This is a genomic window from Candidatus Symbiopectobacterium sp. NZEC135 (assembly GCF_025962695.1).
Genome location: NZ_JAGFPF010000003.1, coordinates 76,271 through 91,723, shown reverse-complemented (window position 1 = coordinate 91,723; position 15,453 = coordinate 76,271). Strand labels below are relative to the sequence as shown.

Genomic DNA, 15,453 nt, shown 5'->3' with positions numbered 1-15,453 from the left:
TGTTCTGGCGTTGTCGCCAGGTGGCATGGGGTAGGCGTGCATGTCAGCCTGTTGGGAGGAATTCATGGCAAGCTTGCCAGATCCAGAAAAATTGTTGCGAAATTTTTCTCGTTGCAACAATTGGGAAGAGAAGTATCTGTATATCATTGAACTGGGCAGTCGTTTAGACCCGTTACCAGAGCCGTGGCGTCAACCCGAGAATCTGATTGCTGGCTGTCAGAGTCAGGTGTGGATTGTGATGACGGGTGATGAGCAGGGCCACCTGGTTTTTAGCGGTGACAGCGATGCGGCTATCGTCAAGGGACTGGTTGCCGTGGTCTTCAGCCTGTTTCAAGGATTGACGGCGCAGCAAGTGTTGGCGCTTGATGTGCGACCTTTCTTTACGGCGCTGGCGCTCAGTCAGCATTTGACGCCGTCTCGCTCACAGGGTCTGGAAGCGATGCTACGCGCCATTCGCGCCAAAGCGTCGACCTTGGCCTGATCCTGCCAACCAGCCCGTTTACGGCGGGCTGGTTCACTCAAACACGGCGTTCGCGCGCCAACCGCCTGTTTTTTCAGATTACCCCGCTGGCTATTACCAGAAACGCCTTTTATTCTGTCGTGGTGCTTTGTCAAGAACTGCATATTAACGCATTGATTAGCAAATAAAACCTGTGAGTATTTTTAGCATGCTACACTTGCAGAATCCGACGGAAGTGGCTGCATTCAGGCCCCGGCTGGTATCAATGACAAACGAATAATAACGTCAACCTGTAGAGATTTTCGTATGAAGCGTATGTTTACATTTTTGGGTATGGTACTGGCGACCTACCTGGTAGGAAGCACGGCGGCGAATGCCACCGAATACCCCTTGCCCCCCGTGGGTAGCCGACTGATCGGTGAGAACATTGCCTATCCGGTGCCGCATGATGGTCGGCCGCTGGAAGCGATTGCCTCTGATTTTAAAATCGGCCTGCTGAATATGCTGGAAGCCAATCCCGGCACCGATCCCTATTTACCAACGCCGGGTTCCACCTTGACCATCCCGACGCAGATGCTGCTGCCGGATACGCCGCGCGAGGGCATTGTTGTTAATCTGGCTGAGTTGCGCCTTTACTATTACCCGAAAGGGAAGGGCACCGTTATCGTTTTCCCGATCGGTATCGGCCAGCAGGGCCGCAACACCCCGTTGATGGTCACGTCGGTCAGTGAAAAACGTGCTAATCCAACCTGGACGCCGACGGCTAACATTCGTAAGCGCTATCTGGAAGAAGAAGGCATCAAACTTCCGGCGGTTGTGCCGGCGGGGCCTGATAATCCGATGGGGCTGCATGCCCTGCGTCTGGCGGCCCATGGCGGTGTCTACCTGCTGCACGGCACTAACGCTAACTTCGGTATTGGTATGCGTGTCAGTTCCGGCTGTATCCGCCTGCGTGCCGATGACATTGAATGGTTATTCAATAACGTACCGGTAGGCACTCGAGTACAAATCGTTAATGACGCGGTAAAAACCTCGGTGGAGCCAGACGGCAAGCGTTACATTGAAGTGCATCAGCCGCTGTCTAAAACGTCCAAGGACGATCCGCAAACCATGGCAATTCCGCTGAATAAACAGATTCAGAGCTTTATCCATGCGGCAGAAACGGATAGCCAAATGGTGGCCGATGCCATTGTGCGCCGTTCCGGGATGCCGATTCTGGTGAGCGCCGGGCAAAGCGTAGAACATTTTCAGGAACCTGCGCTAACCGCGCCTGAAACGCATCAGGCCGCGCCTATCTCTTCAGTCAGTGTCTCACAGTAATTCACCGATAAAACGCGCTCAGCGACCGTTGAGCGCGCATTAACGCCACTCCCCGGTGAATGCCGGAAAAAATCGTTCTCAATGCCAGGTTATCTGAATCTTGTGACGTGCGTCAGCGGGTTGCAGGAGGCGGTGACGACATAGGCTGAATAGGCAAAATAACATGCAAAAAAAATGGCGCACACTGTGCGCCATTTTCACTACTTAACCAATTCTTACTTTTTGTAAGTACGAACTTGGTTGTCCAGACGCTGGTTAGCACGAGCTGCGTCATCTTTAGCAGCCTGTACATCAGCGCGGATTGCGTTCACGTCGTTGCTCAGTTGATCAACTTTAGCGTTCAGAGTCTGAACGTCAGAAGACAGTTGGTCAATTTTAGCATTGCTGGAGCAGCCTGCCAGCAGAGTAGAACCCAGGATTACCGCGCCCAGTACCAGTTTAGTACGATTCATTCTTAATACCCTCTAGATTGAGTTAATCTCCATGTAGCGTTACAAGTATTACACAAAGCTTTTTCTAATGAGAATAAATTTTTGATGAGAACATGCTTAATTTTGATCGTTCGCTCAAAGAAGCAGCGAGTTTTACAGAGTAGTTAAAAAAGGAGTGAAAACAGCGGTCTTTTATGATGCAAATTGGGGATATATTCTGCGGAAATAGGTGGAGCGGAATAGTACTTATTTACTGAGTGTAGTCGATTGATAACATAAAAATATAAAAAAGCGCCATTTACGGCGCTTTTTTACTATCGATAATTCACTCACGATTGAACGTTGACTGGCTGCCGCGTCGTTAACCGCGACAGCCAATGGAAACGATCAGAGGCGGTGTACGGATGCGGTGTTGGTGGTGCCACTGGAAACCAGTGCGCCAGAAACCATCACAACAACGTCGCCCGGTTGTGCGTAACCGCTTTTCAGCGCAGCTTCTTTACCAATGCGATAGAAGTCGTCGGTAGAGGCGATTTCGTTCACCAGCAGCGTATCAACGCCTTTGCTCAGCAGCAATTGACGCGCAGTGATGGCATTGGTAGTCAGTGCCAGAATACGCGCGTGCGGGAAGTATTTACGGATGGATTTCGCAGACTTGCCGCCGCTGGTCGCTACCACGATTAACGGCGCATCCAGTTTTTCTGCGGTTTCCACCGCACCGCGGCATACCGCTTCGGTGATACGCATTTTGGCAGAGTCTTGCTGTGCATCCAGACGTGCGTTCATCACCACGTCAGTGCGCTGACAGATGGTCGCCATGATGGTGACGGCTTCCAACGGGTATTTCCCTTTGGCGCTTTCGCCGGACAGCATGACGGCATCGGTACCATCGATAATGGCGTTCGCGACGTCGCCCGCTTCTGCGCGGGTTGGGCGCGGGTTTTTGATCATGGAGTCCAGCATTTGGGTGGCAGTGATAACCACTTTACGTGCTTTGTTGCATTTTTCGATCATCATCTTCTGGGCGAAGATAACTTCTTCAACCGGAATTTCCACGCCGAGGTCGCCACGGGCAACCATGATGCCGTCAGACGCTTCCAGGATGTCGTCAAAATTGTTCAGACCTTCCTGGTTTTCGATTTTGGAGATGATCTGGATGTTTTCGCCGCCGTGGGCGTTCAGGTGAGCACGGATCTCTTCAACGTCAGAACGTTTACGGATGAAAGAGGCAGCGACGAAGTCTACGCCTTGCTCACAGCCGAAGATCAGATCGCTTTTGTCTTTTTCAGCCAGTGCAGGCAACTGAATGGACACACCCGGCAGGTTCACGCCTTTTTTCTCGCCCAGGTCGCCGTTGTTCAGTACTTTACAAACTACTTCACCGTTGTTAATCGCGGTGACTTCCATACCAATCAGACCATCATCCACCAGTACGGTGTTGCCGACGGACAGGTCAGTAGCGAAACCTTCGTAGGTAACCGCAACGCGTTCTTTGTTACCGATAACCGTTTGGTCAGTGGTAAAGGTAAAGGTCTGGCCTGCGACCAGACTCACGTCCGCACCGTTTTCCAGTTTCATGGTACGGATTTCTGGCCCTTTGGTGTCTAGCAGAATGGCGGCTTGTTTACCGGTCTTCTCGATAACCGCGCGCATGTTTTTGATGCGCTGCCCGTGCTCAGCATAATCCCCGTGTGAGAAATTAAGACGCATCACATTCATGCCTGCATTCAGCATGTTGGTCAGCATTTCCTCTGATTCGGTTTTCGGACCGATAGTACAAACGATTTTAGTCTTTTTCATACGAGTGTTTTCTACAAGTTGTGATGGATAAAAAAATCATGAGTTCGCTGGCACCGGATTCGGGACCGACGAAGGGAATGTGTTTGCGAGTCCAGAGCGAATAGTAATTGTAGCGGATAACGATGAATGAAAGATGATGGACGTGGCCTGTTACCACCGGCGGTAAACCGAGTGCGGGGATGTGCTGCAACCGCGTCGCTCGCCACCGGTAAAACGCGTTTTTCAACCCTCAGCGCGTCTCGGGGAGTTATGTTTGCAGTAACAGTGTTTAATCGTAGTATTTTCGGCACGTCGATTTGCTGAAACCATTCAATGAAACAACGTTTCGTATTATAGTTATAACGCATCGGGAAACAAGATAATTACGCTGCTAAGATAGCGCGTTTTCTTGTGTTTGCGCAAAAAAACTAACGATTTTGTCATTTTCCCTCATTTTCTTTCTTTTTATTGCGCAACTGCACAGTAGTGAGTTTGCGCTGCGCCCTCGCGCTGCGCTTACTGAGCGCACAAAGCGTCTGCGGTAAACAGCTGATGCGATTATGAGCGATACCCGAGTGTGCGAGTGAAAAAAGGCTGTGTTTCTGTCTGGAAAACACAGCCTGAGTGCGTTTGGTGTGGTTTTCTGTTCGTTGAACCTGAAGAGGTCTGTTTACCGGTTTTCCAAACCGCGAGCCTGACGTTCCGTGCGGATCTGGTTTTCGTTATCACGCAGGTAACCATCAAGCTGCATCAGTCCGGCGCGCACCTGCTGCCATTGGTCAGCATACTGCGCTTTGGGTGTGGTAGGGTTAGGGTGAGCGGCATCCCATGCCAGCGCTTTGCTAATCGCTGCGCGCCAGGCTTTGGGCGATCCGCCTGCCCATTCATTAATCGCTTGCCCAAGCGTAGCATTCAGGGCATCCATTGCCGCAGGTTCACCATCGGGCGGCAGTTCGGGGTGTGCCAGTAAATGGTAGCGCCAACGCAATTGGCCGATATAAAACCAGGTCACAGCCTCATCCTTATGACCGGTTTCAAACAGTTGTTTGGCGTGCAGATAGAGTTCGCTAGGATGTTTTTTTGCCAAAACGGCATCCGTGTCTTGTGGGGATTGCGTTGTCATGGTGACATCCGTGGCAGCAGGCGCTGCGGGTAGATAAGCGGTAAGCGTTGCCAGAAGCAAGGTTGATAACAGTCGTTTCACACTAACTCCAAAGAGATATAAAAAACATGAGCTTATCGCTAATCATGTCCGAGTGAAACCATGAACACTCATCTATTGCGCGCGTTATTATCTGAATGATGGACCAATACCGCGATCGTCCTGATGTAAAAATGTTGCATATACAATGGTTGCATATACAATTAACGACATGAAAAACACAGACACGTCTCAGGGCTGTACCAACCTCAAGTTGCGCAAGCTTACGCGAATGGTGACGCGACATTACGATCACTACGTTGCGACATGCGGGTTGAAAAATACCCAGTATGCGCTGTTATCGTATGCCGTGAAACTGGAGCCTGTTCGCCCCGTCGATCTGGCCCGACACATGCAAATGGATGCCTCTACGTTAACACGCAATATGCAGCCGCTGGTTGCGCAAGGATGGCTAAAAATGTGTGCCGGGAATGATGCACGCAGTCGCCGGATTGAAGTGACGGCGGCAGGGCGGGAGAAACAGGCGCAAGCGCAACGGGTGTGGCAGGAGGCGCAGGTGGCGATCGTGGCACAATTGGGTGCTGAACGGGTCGCTGCGCTGCATCAACTGCTTGAGGAGTGCATTGATTGCCTTGATGGCAGCGGCGAAGGGGTTACCGAACCACCTCACCACTGCCCTTGATACATCTTGTCTTGAGAATTGGCTGCGTTTACCTCACTTCGTGAACGCTAATCGTTAAAAAGGAAAGGTCCATGTCCGACAATATCTTGTTCACCCCCTTTACGTTGAAAGGGTTGCACCTGCCTAACCGAATCGTGATGGCACCGATGACGCGCGGTATGGCAAAAGCGGGGATCCCTGGCCCTGAAAATGCGGAATATTATCGTCGTCGCGCACAAGGCAACGTGGGGTTGATCCTGACGGAAGGCACGGTGGTGAACCGTCCTGCTTCGCGCAATATGGCAGGCATTCCCTTTTTCCACGGTGACGCGGCACTGGCTGGCTGGCAGGGCGTTGCCGATGCCGTTCATGCAGCGGGCGGTAAAATTGGCCCACAGATTTGGCACACCGGTTCAACGCGCGCGGGAGAGTGGGAGCCGGATGCCCCGGTGGAAAGCCCTTCTGGCTTGGTGGGACCGGATGCGCCACGCGGCGTGGTGATGACCGAAGAGGATATTGCTGACACGGTAGCCGCCTTTGCCCAAGCGGCAGCGGATGCCAAACGGTTAGGGTTTGACACGCTGGAACTGCACGGTGCGCACGGTTATCTGATTGACCAGTTCTTCTGGCCGGGGACCAATAAGCGTACCGATGCTTTCGGTGGAGCAACCATCCGTGAGCGTTCCCGCTTTGCGGCGGACATTGTGCGTGCTGTTCGCGCGGCCGTTGGTCCTGATTTCCCGCTGATCCTGCGCGTCAGTCAGTGGAAACAGCAGGATTATAAAGCGCGTCTGGCAACCTCGCCGCAAGAAATGACGGAATGGCTGGCACCGCTGGTTGAGGCGGGCGTTGATATTCTGCACTGCTCACAACGTCGTTTCTGGGAGCCGGAGTTCCCGGACGTTGACGGCGAGCAAGGGTTGAATTTTGCTGGCTGGGCGAAGAAGTTAACCGGTGCAGCCACCATCAGCGTTGGGTCGGTGGGATTAAGCTCTGACTTCTTTGCTGCCTTTGGCGGTGAGGGATCGGGCGCGGCGGCATTGGATAACCTGTATACGCGTATGGAGCGGGACGAGTTTGATCTGATCGCCGTAGGTCGCGTTCTGCTTTCTGATGCGCACTGGGCAGAAAAAGTCCAGTCGGGTCAGACGGATGCTCTACGCGGATTTAATGCGGCAGATTTAGCCGTACTTGCCTGAGATATCGCTATGACAAAGGGAGCCATTGGCTCCCTTCGCAGACACAGCAATGAGGGCGGCGCTTAACGTGCCGCTTCGTAGATCTTCTGACTCACTTCCGGCGTAATATCAGCGTGTTCCCCGAGCGCCGTCATGCCGTGTTCTTTCAGTTTGGCAACCAACGTCGGAATGGTACTGCCATCCAGTTGATAATCCGCCATGTGGGTAGGTACGCCCATTTTCTCGAAGAACGCACGCGTGGCCGCGATAGCACCATCAATGCGTTGATCTTCGCTGCCTTCACGTAAACCCCACACGCGTTCTGCATATTGCAGCAGTTTGGCGCGCTTTTGCGCCTTTTTCGCTTGCAGCAAGGAAGGTAGCACGATGGCTAGCGTTTGCGCATGGTCAAGCCCGTGCAATGCGGTCAATTCATGGCCCATCATATGAGTAGCCCAATCCTGCGGCACGCCAGCACCAATCAACCCGTTCAGCGCCATGGTGGCACTCCACATCACGTTAGCCCGGACTTTGTAGTTTTCCGGTTCGGCTAGCGCGCGCGGACCTTCTTCAATCAGCGTTAACAGTAAGCCTTCAGAAAAACGATCCTGCACTTTGGCATCTACCGGATAGGTCAGGTACTGTTCAACGGTATGCACAAACGCATCGACAACGCCGTTGGCGACCTGACGCGGCGGCAAACTGTAGGTGACCACCGGATCGAGCACGGCAAACAGAGGGAAGGTGTAGGGGGAGAAGAAGGGCAGCTTATCACCCGTGGTTTTTCGACTGATAACGGCACCATTGTTAGATTCAGAACCGGTTGCTGGCAGGGTCAGCACGCAAGCCATTTTCACGGCATTGGTTACCTGTGAGCCGGTGGTTTCCAAAATATGCCAGGGATCTTGTGCGGCTTGATAGTGTGAAGCGGCAGCGATAAATTTGGTGCCATCGGCGACCGAGCCACCGCCCACCGCGAGCAGAAAATCAATGTTTTCGGCACGGACCAATTCAACGGCTTTCATCAGCGTTTCATAAGACGGGTTCGGTTCGATACCGCCGAATTCACGCACATCACGGCCTTCCAGCGCCTGATAAACCTGATCCAGTACGCCGTTACGCTTGATGCTACCGCCACCGTAAGTGATAAGGATGCGCGCATCAGCAGGAATTTCTTTGCCTATTTCGGCAATTTTGCCTTCACCAAACAGAATTTTGGTCGGGGTATGAAGTGTGAAATTTTGCATAGGGTATTTATCCAGTTCAACGCCTTGATAAGGAATCCCGGGTGACGCTTGCGGGAGATGGATACCGATCGTTCAGTATGAATGATGTGGGCTATTATCGGCACCTGGCTGCAGGCATTCAATGCACATTTCTGTTGGGTTATTGCCTATTTCTACAATTACCCGGAGAATTGGGTGATAAAAAATGACGTTTGTGTCATGTTGTTTTCCTATTGTAGAGACGGTTTCCACCCCAAACGAGGCCTTACTGATGACGCCTGCCCAAAACAACCCGGTGTTTGCCAAGATAATCACGCAGGCGCTCAGCTACACCACCCAGCACTGGGTTACGCCCTCGCCGATAGCACAGGTAAAAATCCTTTACACGGACCAACCCCACCCACGAGTGCCGGTGATGTATGACCCGACGATTGTTATCCTGTTTCAGGGAAGAAAGATTGGCTATGTGGGCGATACCGTTTTTCAGTATGACGCAGAAAACTATTTGTTGATGACGGTGCCGCTGCCGTTTGAATGTGAGACGATTGCCAGTGCGGAACAGCCTTTGGTGGGGATCTCCATCCGAATTGATCCGCAGGTACTTCAGGCATTGCTGCTGGATATTGGCGATGATGATAGCGTTATTCGCCCGTGCTCAGGCTCTTGCGGTGTGAACAGTGTGCCGTTTACCGAAGAGATGCTGTGCGCCGTTGAACGACTGTTTGATGCGATGAAAACCCCCCGTGATGCGCGAGTGTTGGGGCCAATGATCGTCAAAGAGATTACCTACCATATCCTGTGCGGGGAGGGGGGCGCGGCGTTGCAGGCGCTGGTCAACCGACATACCCATTTCAGTCAGATCGCTAAAGCGCTGCGTCGTATTGAAAATCACTATGCAGATAGCCTTAATGTGGAGCAACTGGCGGCGGAGGTGAATATGAGCGTGTCCGCGTTTCATCATAACTTCAAGGCGGTGACCAATACCTCACCGCTGCAATACCTGAAGTCTTACCGGCTGCACAAAGCGCGTCTGATGATGCTCAATGACGGCGTGCGGGCAGGTGCGGCGGCGGTGCGCGTTGGGTATGAGAGCGTGTCGCAATTCAGTCGGGAATTTAAACGCTACTTTGGCGCAACGCCAGGTGATGAAGTGGCACGGCTGAAAGTCACCAATATGGCGGTTGAAGAGAGCTGAAATCGCTCGGGTGTTTTGAGTCTTGGGCGTGTTGTTTAACAGTAACACTCTGGGAGTGAAGTCAGCTGTATTCAAATGGACTTAACGTCATTAGCATTGAGCAGATTTCAATAGATTTTACTGGGGCAAGAGAAGAGTGGAACTTTATTCTTTTTAGGATGTTATAGACATTAGCATACGTCTATACAACATGAATTGGTACGACCAAGTGGACTAAAATCCAGTATCTGACTCTTTGATTTAACAAATTTAATTTTATCACTAGCATAACCAGTGGACTTAATTATGGCCTTATTTTAAAACTAAGTCAAAATCTTCATTAAGTTCTTATAAGGTATTGACCCGTAATTTAAACTTGAAACTGTACAGTCACTCTCTCTGACGTTCTATATGCTATAGAAACCAAAATTCCCAGAGCCATTGGCCATGTGTGGAAAATCGAAAACAACCCACAGCGATTGATTCATTTAATGTTCGCTGAACCTTGGCTTGCGATTAATACTGCACCACAAGTGCTCTGCATCCCAGCAACAGCTAGCTTTTTTCCTTTATATTTTACCAAATGCGGAGCTTCTGATATTGGGTAAACCCCTTTGCAAAGGGGGCATTCGACCAGATCGCCTACACAAGCAACCGCAATACCCTGTGCTGTAAGCCCTGACTGTGCAGATATGACTTTTCCGCCATGTGAGGTAGCGTCATTAAGGCGAACTATTCTGTCCATTTATTTCTCCTCAGAAGATATCTTTATACGTTGGCAATATATTGTGCGATGCCAGTAAAATCTCCAAATCATTTGCCTGTTTTATATCATTTTCATTGTTACCATCAAAAAATCCTTTTTTACTTATAAACAAAGTCCCTATCTTAATATCATTTTTTGTTATGTCATGCATCTGACTATCAAGCCCAGGTAAAATTCGGTCAAAAACCCTATCCGTATAAAACATCCATCCGACAGGAAAACGATCAGGGAAAACATTTTTTTCGTTTCTACTATAATTGTTAGTTTCCACTAAAATTATTTTAGGTGCTATTGTTTCGATTAATTTAGTTACCGTTTTAGATGTGAAATTAGTGATGCACTTCTCGTCATTAATTTTACATATTAGCTCGTAAGAAAAAAAACACGTATTTCTGCGCGTGAAATTAGAACAAAGAATAGTATCACCAAACTCATTCCATATTTTTTTTACAATAATAGGGTAATCATTCTTTATGCTGTCAAACAGTAAAGTGCTTGCATTGTCAGTAGCACTATTAATGCCATTGATGACCTGTTTTTTCATCGCATCTTTTTGGGATGTGCCTGTTAGATACCAATCAAAGTTATTTCTTATTTCAGAATAACAACTAGATAACAGTAATAATCGTTGCAATATAGTATTTGCCCCCATTTCAATATCAGTATCACGAACAATGCCATCTCTAATTTCTTTGAAATCAGGTTCTTTACATATAATTTTTATTATAACTTTTTTCATAAAAATTACCTTCTATGGAGTATAAAAAGCGGTTATATCCTGTAATAATCTAAGCTGTTCGCTATAATAACTATGACTAACAGGTTGCATAAAATGCCAGTGACACTTAGGTATGTTATTGCATAAATCTATCGCGTCCTGCTGCCTTCGGGCCTGAATAATGGGATCTTCTAATTTTGAGTACCATGTAACAGGTTCTCCATCTTGGTCGAAAAATTGATCATAGCGTCCCTTTGCTTCAAGAAACAGGCAGCGCTCAGGTTTCCAGCCATCAAATTTAACTTTCTTTTTAGGATTAAACAGTCTGGGATCGCGAAAAGCAAATTCCTGAATGTAGTTTTTGCTGCTGCTATCCTTGCGAACGGCTGTTGAGCAAATTCTCGCCTGATACATCAGGTTGATTTCTGCCCCGTCAAACAACTCCTCTTCAGGGATCACTTTGGGGATCGCGGGACAATCCTCACAGGATTTAGACGAGTCGGCAACGGCGGCTTCCTTTTCAGCCTCTTCCTCTTTATCGGAATCCTTTATGGCGTCATGTACCGCAGCAACACCGATAGTTGTGGCAATGACACCGGCTGTAAACTGTGCCGCTTCTACCATGGCCGGTACTGCTAATGCTGCTAAGGGTAATGGCATAGTTATGTCCTTTTTGCCAGATTGAGCGCTGAGTTGATAATGTCCCGGTAACGTTGCTCAGGGTTATTCGATTCTTCCAGCGCGGTCCTGATGGGAATGCTCTTCGCATAACCGGGCTCACAGGCTTCCAGGTAGAGAAAGATACGTAATAGCCCGGTGTCATGAATGCCCAGCGATTCAGCATAATCCAACGCCTCAGTAAGTCGCATTTCACACTCAATATCATCCTGTATTACCTGGGGATATTTTGACTTGATTTCGCCAATAATATCTTTAATGAAGGATTGTTTTTCCTCGTTTGTTATGGCTTCTAACTGCTCAGTGCTAAACTTCATGACGCCAATCCTTTCGCATTCAAACGTAGCGCATAATCGCTTCCTGCAAGGGAATATCGCCATTCTGCTATTCCTTGCAGCATCTCTTCCCGCTGTGGCGGCGCTAAGATATCTTTGACCCGGTGTAGTACCCTGGGATCATAAAATCGAAAAAGCGCGATCCGTCCATCCTCCAGTCTGACGTTCAACTGTTGTGCAAGGTGGGCGGCCAGCTGGTCGATATCATTTTCACTTTTTATCCATGTGACGGATGGGCACTTTTGAGCGAGTTCGAGTAATTGATCTCGATACTCCGATGCCGAATCCAGTTGGATAATCCAGGGGCCGCTCCAGGCTATCTCAGCATCAGGGTACGTCCGAAATAACGGTAAAACCGCGGCTTTTTCGTAAACCAGCTCCTTTCGAAAGTAGCGTTCATATTGCAGGCCGCATACCAAACCATAGGCATTCAGGTGAGTAATTAGTTCATCAGCCATTATTTCTCCCCTCTGACAACCAATGTTTGCCCACTGACTGCGGCCTTCATCAAACAGGTCAGGCACAGGGGTTTTGTCTCTGCCAGAGAAATCGCTGGGGTTATCTCGGCAAGCAATGAGGGGGATTCTTGATTAACGATTTCAGGTAGTTTTCCTTTCCAGCCGCTGCCCTCTCCGGGAGCGCCACTTCCCATATTAACGATGCTGCTGGTGCTGATGCCTGACGAGTCAATTTTTATGAAATGACCTGCCGCCTGTAACGTTATTTCACTTCCTGCATCGATCACTATCTTTTGGCCGGAAGACAGATGAATTTCCTTTGCGCCATTCACCAATAAGCCATCATCGGCTTTTACATGAAGTGAGGTATTGGTTGTAAGGGATGCCTCTTTTTTCACCAGCATGCGATATTCGTTATCGATGGTGTGGTGCATGTTATTTTTGATGTGTGAAAACTGATCGTTTTCTACCAGGGTAGATTGATTATTCAGCACCACGGTGTTCATGTCCTTCTGGGCATGAATAAACACCTCTTCCTGTCCGGCCAGGTCTTCAAAACGCAGTTCGTTGAAACCATCGCCCTGATGTGTTGCGGTGCGCAATACGGTGCGCGTTTTATTGGCGGGCAGCGGATACGGCGACAGGCTAGTGGCATGAAAGGTTCTACCCGTCACAATCGGCTGGTCCGGATCTCCCTCGAGGAAGCTGACGATAACCTCATGGCCGATGCGTGGGATGGCGATCAGCCCGTACTGACCACCGGCCCAGCCCTGACTGACGCGCACCCAGCACGAACTCTGGCCGTCACTGGCACCGTAGCGGTCCCACGGGAATTGCAGCTTCACCCGGCCGTGTTCATCGCAGTAAATCTCTTCACCCTCCGGGCCGACCACGGTGGCAATCTGTGGACCATCCACCATCGGTTTGTACGGCAGGTCAGCGCGCCAGGTGGTACTGGCTTTGATGACTTCGAAACGGTTGCTGTAGGTGGTCGGCTCGCCGCCGCCTTCCTCTTCCAGCGCCTGCGGTTGCTGACCGCTGTGGATAATCGCCACCAGTTGCCAGGCAATATTGAGTGCCGGATTAGGGTGTTCAGTGAGCGTAAAGCGGCTGCCGGGCATCAGCATCGCGGCGTTGGATTCGCCGGAGCCGGTCATCGCACCGGCGCGTAGTGCATCCAGTCGGTAGCCGGTAAAGGCCTTGCCGCTCGGGTCTTGCTTGAAGCGCCCCGGGTAGTCGAAATGCTGGTAACTCTCACGCTGGTGCGCCAGCTCCGCGCTCAGCTTGCTGTGCAGCAGGCCATAGGCTGGCGTTTTGAAACTGTAGTCCTTGAGGGCAACCTCGGCGGTGCTGACCGCCTCGGCATAGCGAAAACGGCGCACATAGTCGCCTGCGCTCAACCCCTGTGCCGCAAGATTGAAGAACAGCTCGGGGCCTTCGCCGAGCGCCCCGCTGTCATCGGCAAACACCACGCGGTGCTTACCCGCTTCAAACTCGTGGAAGAAGTACAGACCTTCCTCTGCGGCCAGTCGGGTGATAAAGGCCAAATCGCTTTCCCGGTACTGCACGCAGTATTCACGCACCGCATGGTCGTTACGCAGCGTAAAGGCATAATCGGTAATGCCGGACTCTTCCAGCAAGGTGCCGATAATCGCCTCCGGCTTCTGTGCCTGAAAGATACGGGCGTTGGTACGCAGCCCCAGCCGCCATAGCGCAGGACGCACTTCCGCCTGATAGCGGGTGCGCCGAAAGCCGGTGTCACCCTGGGCAAAAGCACTGACAATCCCGCTCACCCGGCGTTTCAACTCGCCGTCAAACCACACCAGCAGCTCACAGGGTTGGTCGAGCACCGTGCCAAAATCGATACCCGGCTGGGCACTGGCCAGATTCAGCGACAGAGCAAACGGCTGATTCAGCACCTCGCTCAGTTGAAAATCCACCACGGCAAAGGTGCTTTCGGGCAATGCGCCAACCTTTACCGTGAACTGTAATCCTGTACTGTTTGCCACACGCCCTCCTGATACCATCATCCACACTCAGGCATGGCGCAGGCCATGCCTCAGGGTAGAAAACCCGGCACTGGGCCGGGTTACGCCTCTGCGCTTACGCTTCGATCGGCGCGCGCCAGTCATCAGAACCCGAGGTTCCGGCAACGGTGTGCTCCCAGTCGATTTTGCGGTAGGCCAGAGAGACTTCGATAAGCTGGGTGTAGTCCAGTTTTGCCGGATCCTGGCAGTGTGGCATCTGGCAGTTGATGTCCACGATGGTGGCGTCGGTCAGTACGGTAGAGAAGAAGTGCTCTTGCTTACCTTCCACGGAGGTGCGGTACCACTTCAGGGTCACGGTCGGCAGCATTTCACCAGAGGCCAGTGAGTTGTACATCAGCGGGACTGCTTTGTTCAGCGCGACGGTGAATTTGAACGGTTTGTGGACGCGTTGACCAGAAGGCTGACCTGATTGCGGGTCAGTCGGAACGGTGACAACGTGTTTGAATTCCTGTACCAGCATTTCATCTTCGTGGCCCTGCACGTAGATGTTGCCGACGGAGTCAGAGGTGAAAGCACCTGCGGTGATATTGCCCTGCGTTTTTCCTTCGATGCTGATATAGCATGGAGTTGGCATGGTGTTGCTCCTTGTGGTTAAACAGGTTTAAAAATAACGGCATAGGCTTAGCAATATTTGCGCCATTTTTTATCCAATTGTTTTTATTGAATAAAATAATTTGCTGGTTGTTTTTAAATTAAATTTGCGCAAGATATTGCGCAGACTTCCAGGATCGTTTGCAAACATTGCGAAAACAGGGTTTTATTCTGCAATGTGAGCAAGAAGTTGCGCAGAATGCGTGCTTATGCTGAAAATGGCTGAGTGAGTTGCCGGCGTTCGACTTGAGAAGTAGGGGACGATGATTGATGGCACTGGAGGGGGATCGGCTGATGGTTGATGTGCGGGACTAAAACAGGTGTGCTCACACAACCATAAGCGTGCAATTTCTCAAGCTGGTGATACCTGAAATGGCATTAACTACAAGGACTTCACACATACTGCTCACCTATCATGGTTGACTTAAAGCCACAGATTATTCAAGCAGCGAAGCTGATAGTTATTAT

Annotated in this window: 16 protein-coding genes; 5 read left to right on the top strand and 11 right to left on the bottom strand. The window is 50.6% G+C overall.

Going from position 1 to position 15,453, the window contains the following annotated elements; genetic code table 11:
• The first annotated feature begins 64 nt into the window (after positions 1–64).
• Positions 65–481, top strand: a complete 417-nt coding sequence (gene sufE, locus J5224_RS03055; protein ID WP_264623955.1) for a cysteine desulfuration protein SufE — start codon at positions 65–67, stop codon at positions 479–481.
• 285 nt (positions 482–766) lie between these two features.
• On the top strand, positions 767–1,780 hold the full coding sequence (locus J5224_RS03050; protein WP_319802414.1) for a L,D-transpeptidase family protein: 1,014 nt from the start codon (positions 767–769) through the stop codon (positions 1,778–1,780).
• Positions 1,781–1,995: 215 nt separating this feature from the next.
• Here the strand turns inward: J5224_RS03050 and J5224_RS03045 are convergent, their stop codons facing one another.
• The 3 genes from J5224_RS03045 to J5224_RS03035 all read right to left on the bottom strand — a co-directional run bounded on the left by J5224_RS03045 (position 1,996) and on the right by J5224_RS03035 (position 5,194).
• Positions 1,996–2,232: a major outer membrane lipoprotein gene (locus J5224_RS03045; RefSeq protein WP_195312335.1), complete on the bottom strand. Its 237-nt coding sequence runs from the start codon at positions 2,230–2,232 to the stop codon at positions 1,996–1,998.
• A gap of 366 nt (positions 2,233–2,598) precedes the next feature.
• Positions 2,599–4,011, bottom strand: coding sequence for a pyruvate kinase PykF (gene pykF / locus J5224_RS03040; RefSeq protein ID WP_264623954.1), 1,413 nt, complete (start codon positions 4,009–4,011; stop codon positions 2,599–2,601).
• Between the two features lie 649 nt (positions 4,012–4,660).
• Entirely contained in the window at positions 4,661–5,194 is a 534-nt protein-coding gene (locus tag J5224_RS03035; protein ID WP_264623953.1) for a hypothetical protein, read from the bottom strand.
• 169 nt (positions 5,195–5,363) lie between these two features.
• Here J5224_RS03035 and J5224_RS03030 point away from each other — a divergent pair, with 169 nt between their 5' ends.
• Positions 5,364–5,834 carry a MarR family winged helix-turn-helix transcriptional regulator gene (locus J5224_RS03030; protein WP_264623952.1) on the top strand — a complete coding sequence of 157 codons (471 nt, stop codon included), beginning with the start codon at positions 5,364–5,366 and terminating at the stop codon, positions 5,832–5,834.
• 71 nt (positions 5,835–5,905) lie between these two features.
• The gene (locus J5224_RS03025) at positions 5,906–7,012 is read left to right on the top strand and encodes an NADH:flavin oxidoreductase (protein ID WP_264623951.1); all 1,107 of its coding nucleotides are present in this window, start codon (positions 5,906–5,908) and stop codon (positions 7,010–7,012) included.
• A gap of 62 nt (positions 7,013–7,074) precedes the next feature.
• On the opposite strand, the gene yqhD is transcribed toward J5224_RS03025, so the two are convergent.
• Positions 7,075–8,238, bottom strand: a complete 1,164-nt coding sequence (yqhD, locus tag J5224_RS03020; RefSeq protein ID WP_264623950.1) for an alcohol dehydrogenase — start codon at positions 8,236–8,238, stop codon at positions 7,075–7,077.
• Positions 8,239–8,488: 250 nt separating this feature from the next.
• On the opposite strand from yqhD, the gene J5224_RS03015 reads away from it, so the two are divergent.
• Positions 8,489–9,412, top strand: coding sequence for an AraC family transcriptional regulator (locus tag J5224_RS03015; protein WP_264623949.1), 924 nt, complete (start codon positions 8,489–8,491; stop codon positions 9,410–9,412).
• A gap of 463 nt (positions 9,413–9,875) precedes the next feature.
• On the opposite strand, the gene J5224_RS03010 is transcribed toward J5224_RS03015, so the two are convergent.
• From J5224_RS03010 to hcp1, 7 genes are all read right to left on the bottom strand, one after another.
• Positions 9,876–10,136, bottom strand: coding sequence for a PAAR domain-containing protein (locus J5224_RS03010; protein WP_264623948.1), 261 nt, complete (start codon positions 10,134–10,136; stop codon positions 9,876–9,878).
• A 10-nt stretch (positions 10,137–10,146) separates the two neighbouring features.
• The gene (locus tag J5224_RS03005; RefSeq protein ID WP_264623947.1) at positions 10,147–10,896 is read right to left on the bottom strand and encodes an immunity 52 family protein; all 750 of its coding nucleotides are present in this window, start codon (positions 10,894–10,896) and stop codon (positions 10,147–10,149) included.
• 12 nt (positions 10,897–10,908) lie between these two features.
• Positions 10,909–11,535, bottom strand: coding sequence for a restriction endonuclease fold toxin 5 domain-containing protein (locus tag J5224_RS03000; RefSeq protein WP_264623946.1), 627 nt, complete (start codon positions 11,533–11,535; stop codon positions 10,909–10,911).
• Between the two features lie 2 nt (positions 11,536–11,537).
• Entirely contained in the window at positions 11,538–11,870 is a 333-nt protein-coding gene (locus tag J5224_RS02995) for a hypothetical protein (RefSeq protein ID WP_264623945.1), read from the bottom strand.
• Positions 11,867–12,346 (bottom strand): DUF4123 domain-containing protein, encoded by a 480-nt coding sequence (locus J5224_RS02990; RefSeq protein WP_264623944.1) that lies wholly within the window; start codon positions 12,344–12,346, stop codon positions 11,867–11,869. The genes J5224_RS02995 and J5224_RS02990 overlap by 4 nt, the downstream gene beginning before the upstream one ends.
• Positions 12,346–14,355, bottom strand: a complete 2,010-nt coding sequence (tssI, locus tag J5224_RS02985) for a type VI secretion system tip protein TssI/VgrG (protein ID WP_264623943.1) — start codon at positions 14,353–14,355, stop codon at positions 12,346–12,348. The genes J5224_RS02990 and tssI overlap by 1 nt, the downstream gene beginning before the upstream one ends.
• A 94-nt stretch (positions 14,356–14,449) precedes the next feature.
• Positions 14,450–14,968, bottom strand: a complete 519-nt coding sequence (gene hcp1, locus J5224_RS02980) for a type VI secretion system effector Hcp1 (protein ID WP_264623942.1) — start codon at positions 14,966–14,968, stop codon at positions 14,450–14,452.
• Positions 14,969–15,453 lie beyond the last annotated feature (485 nt).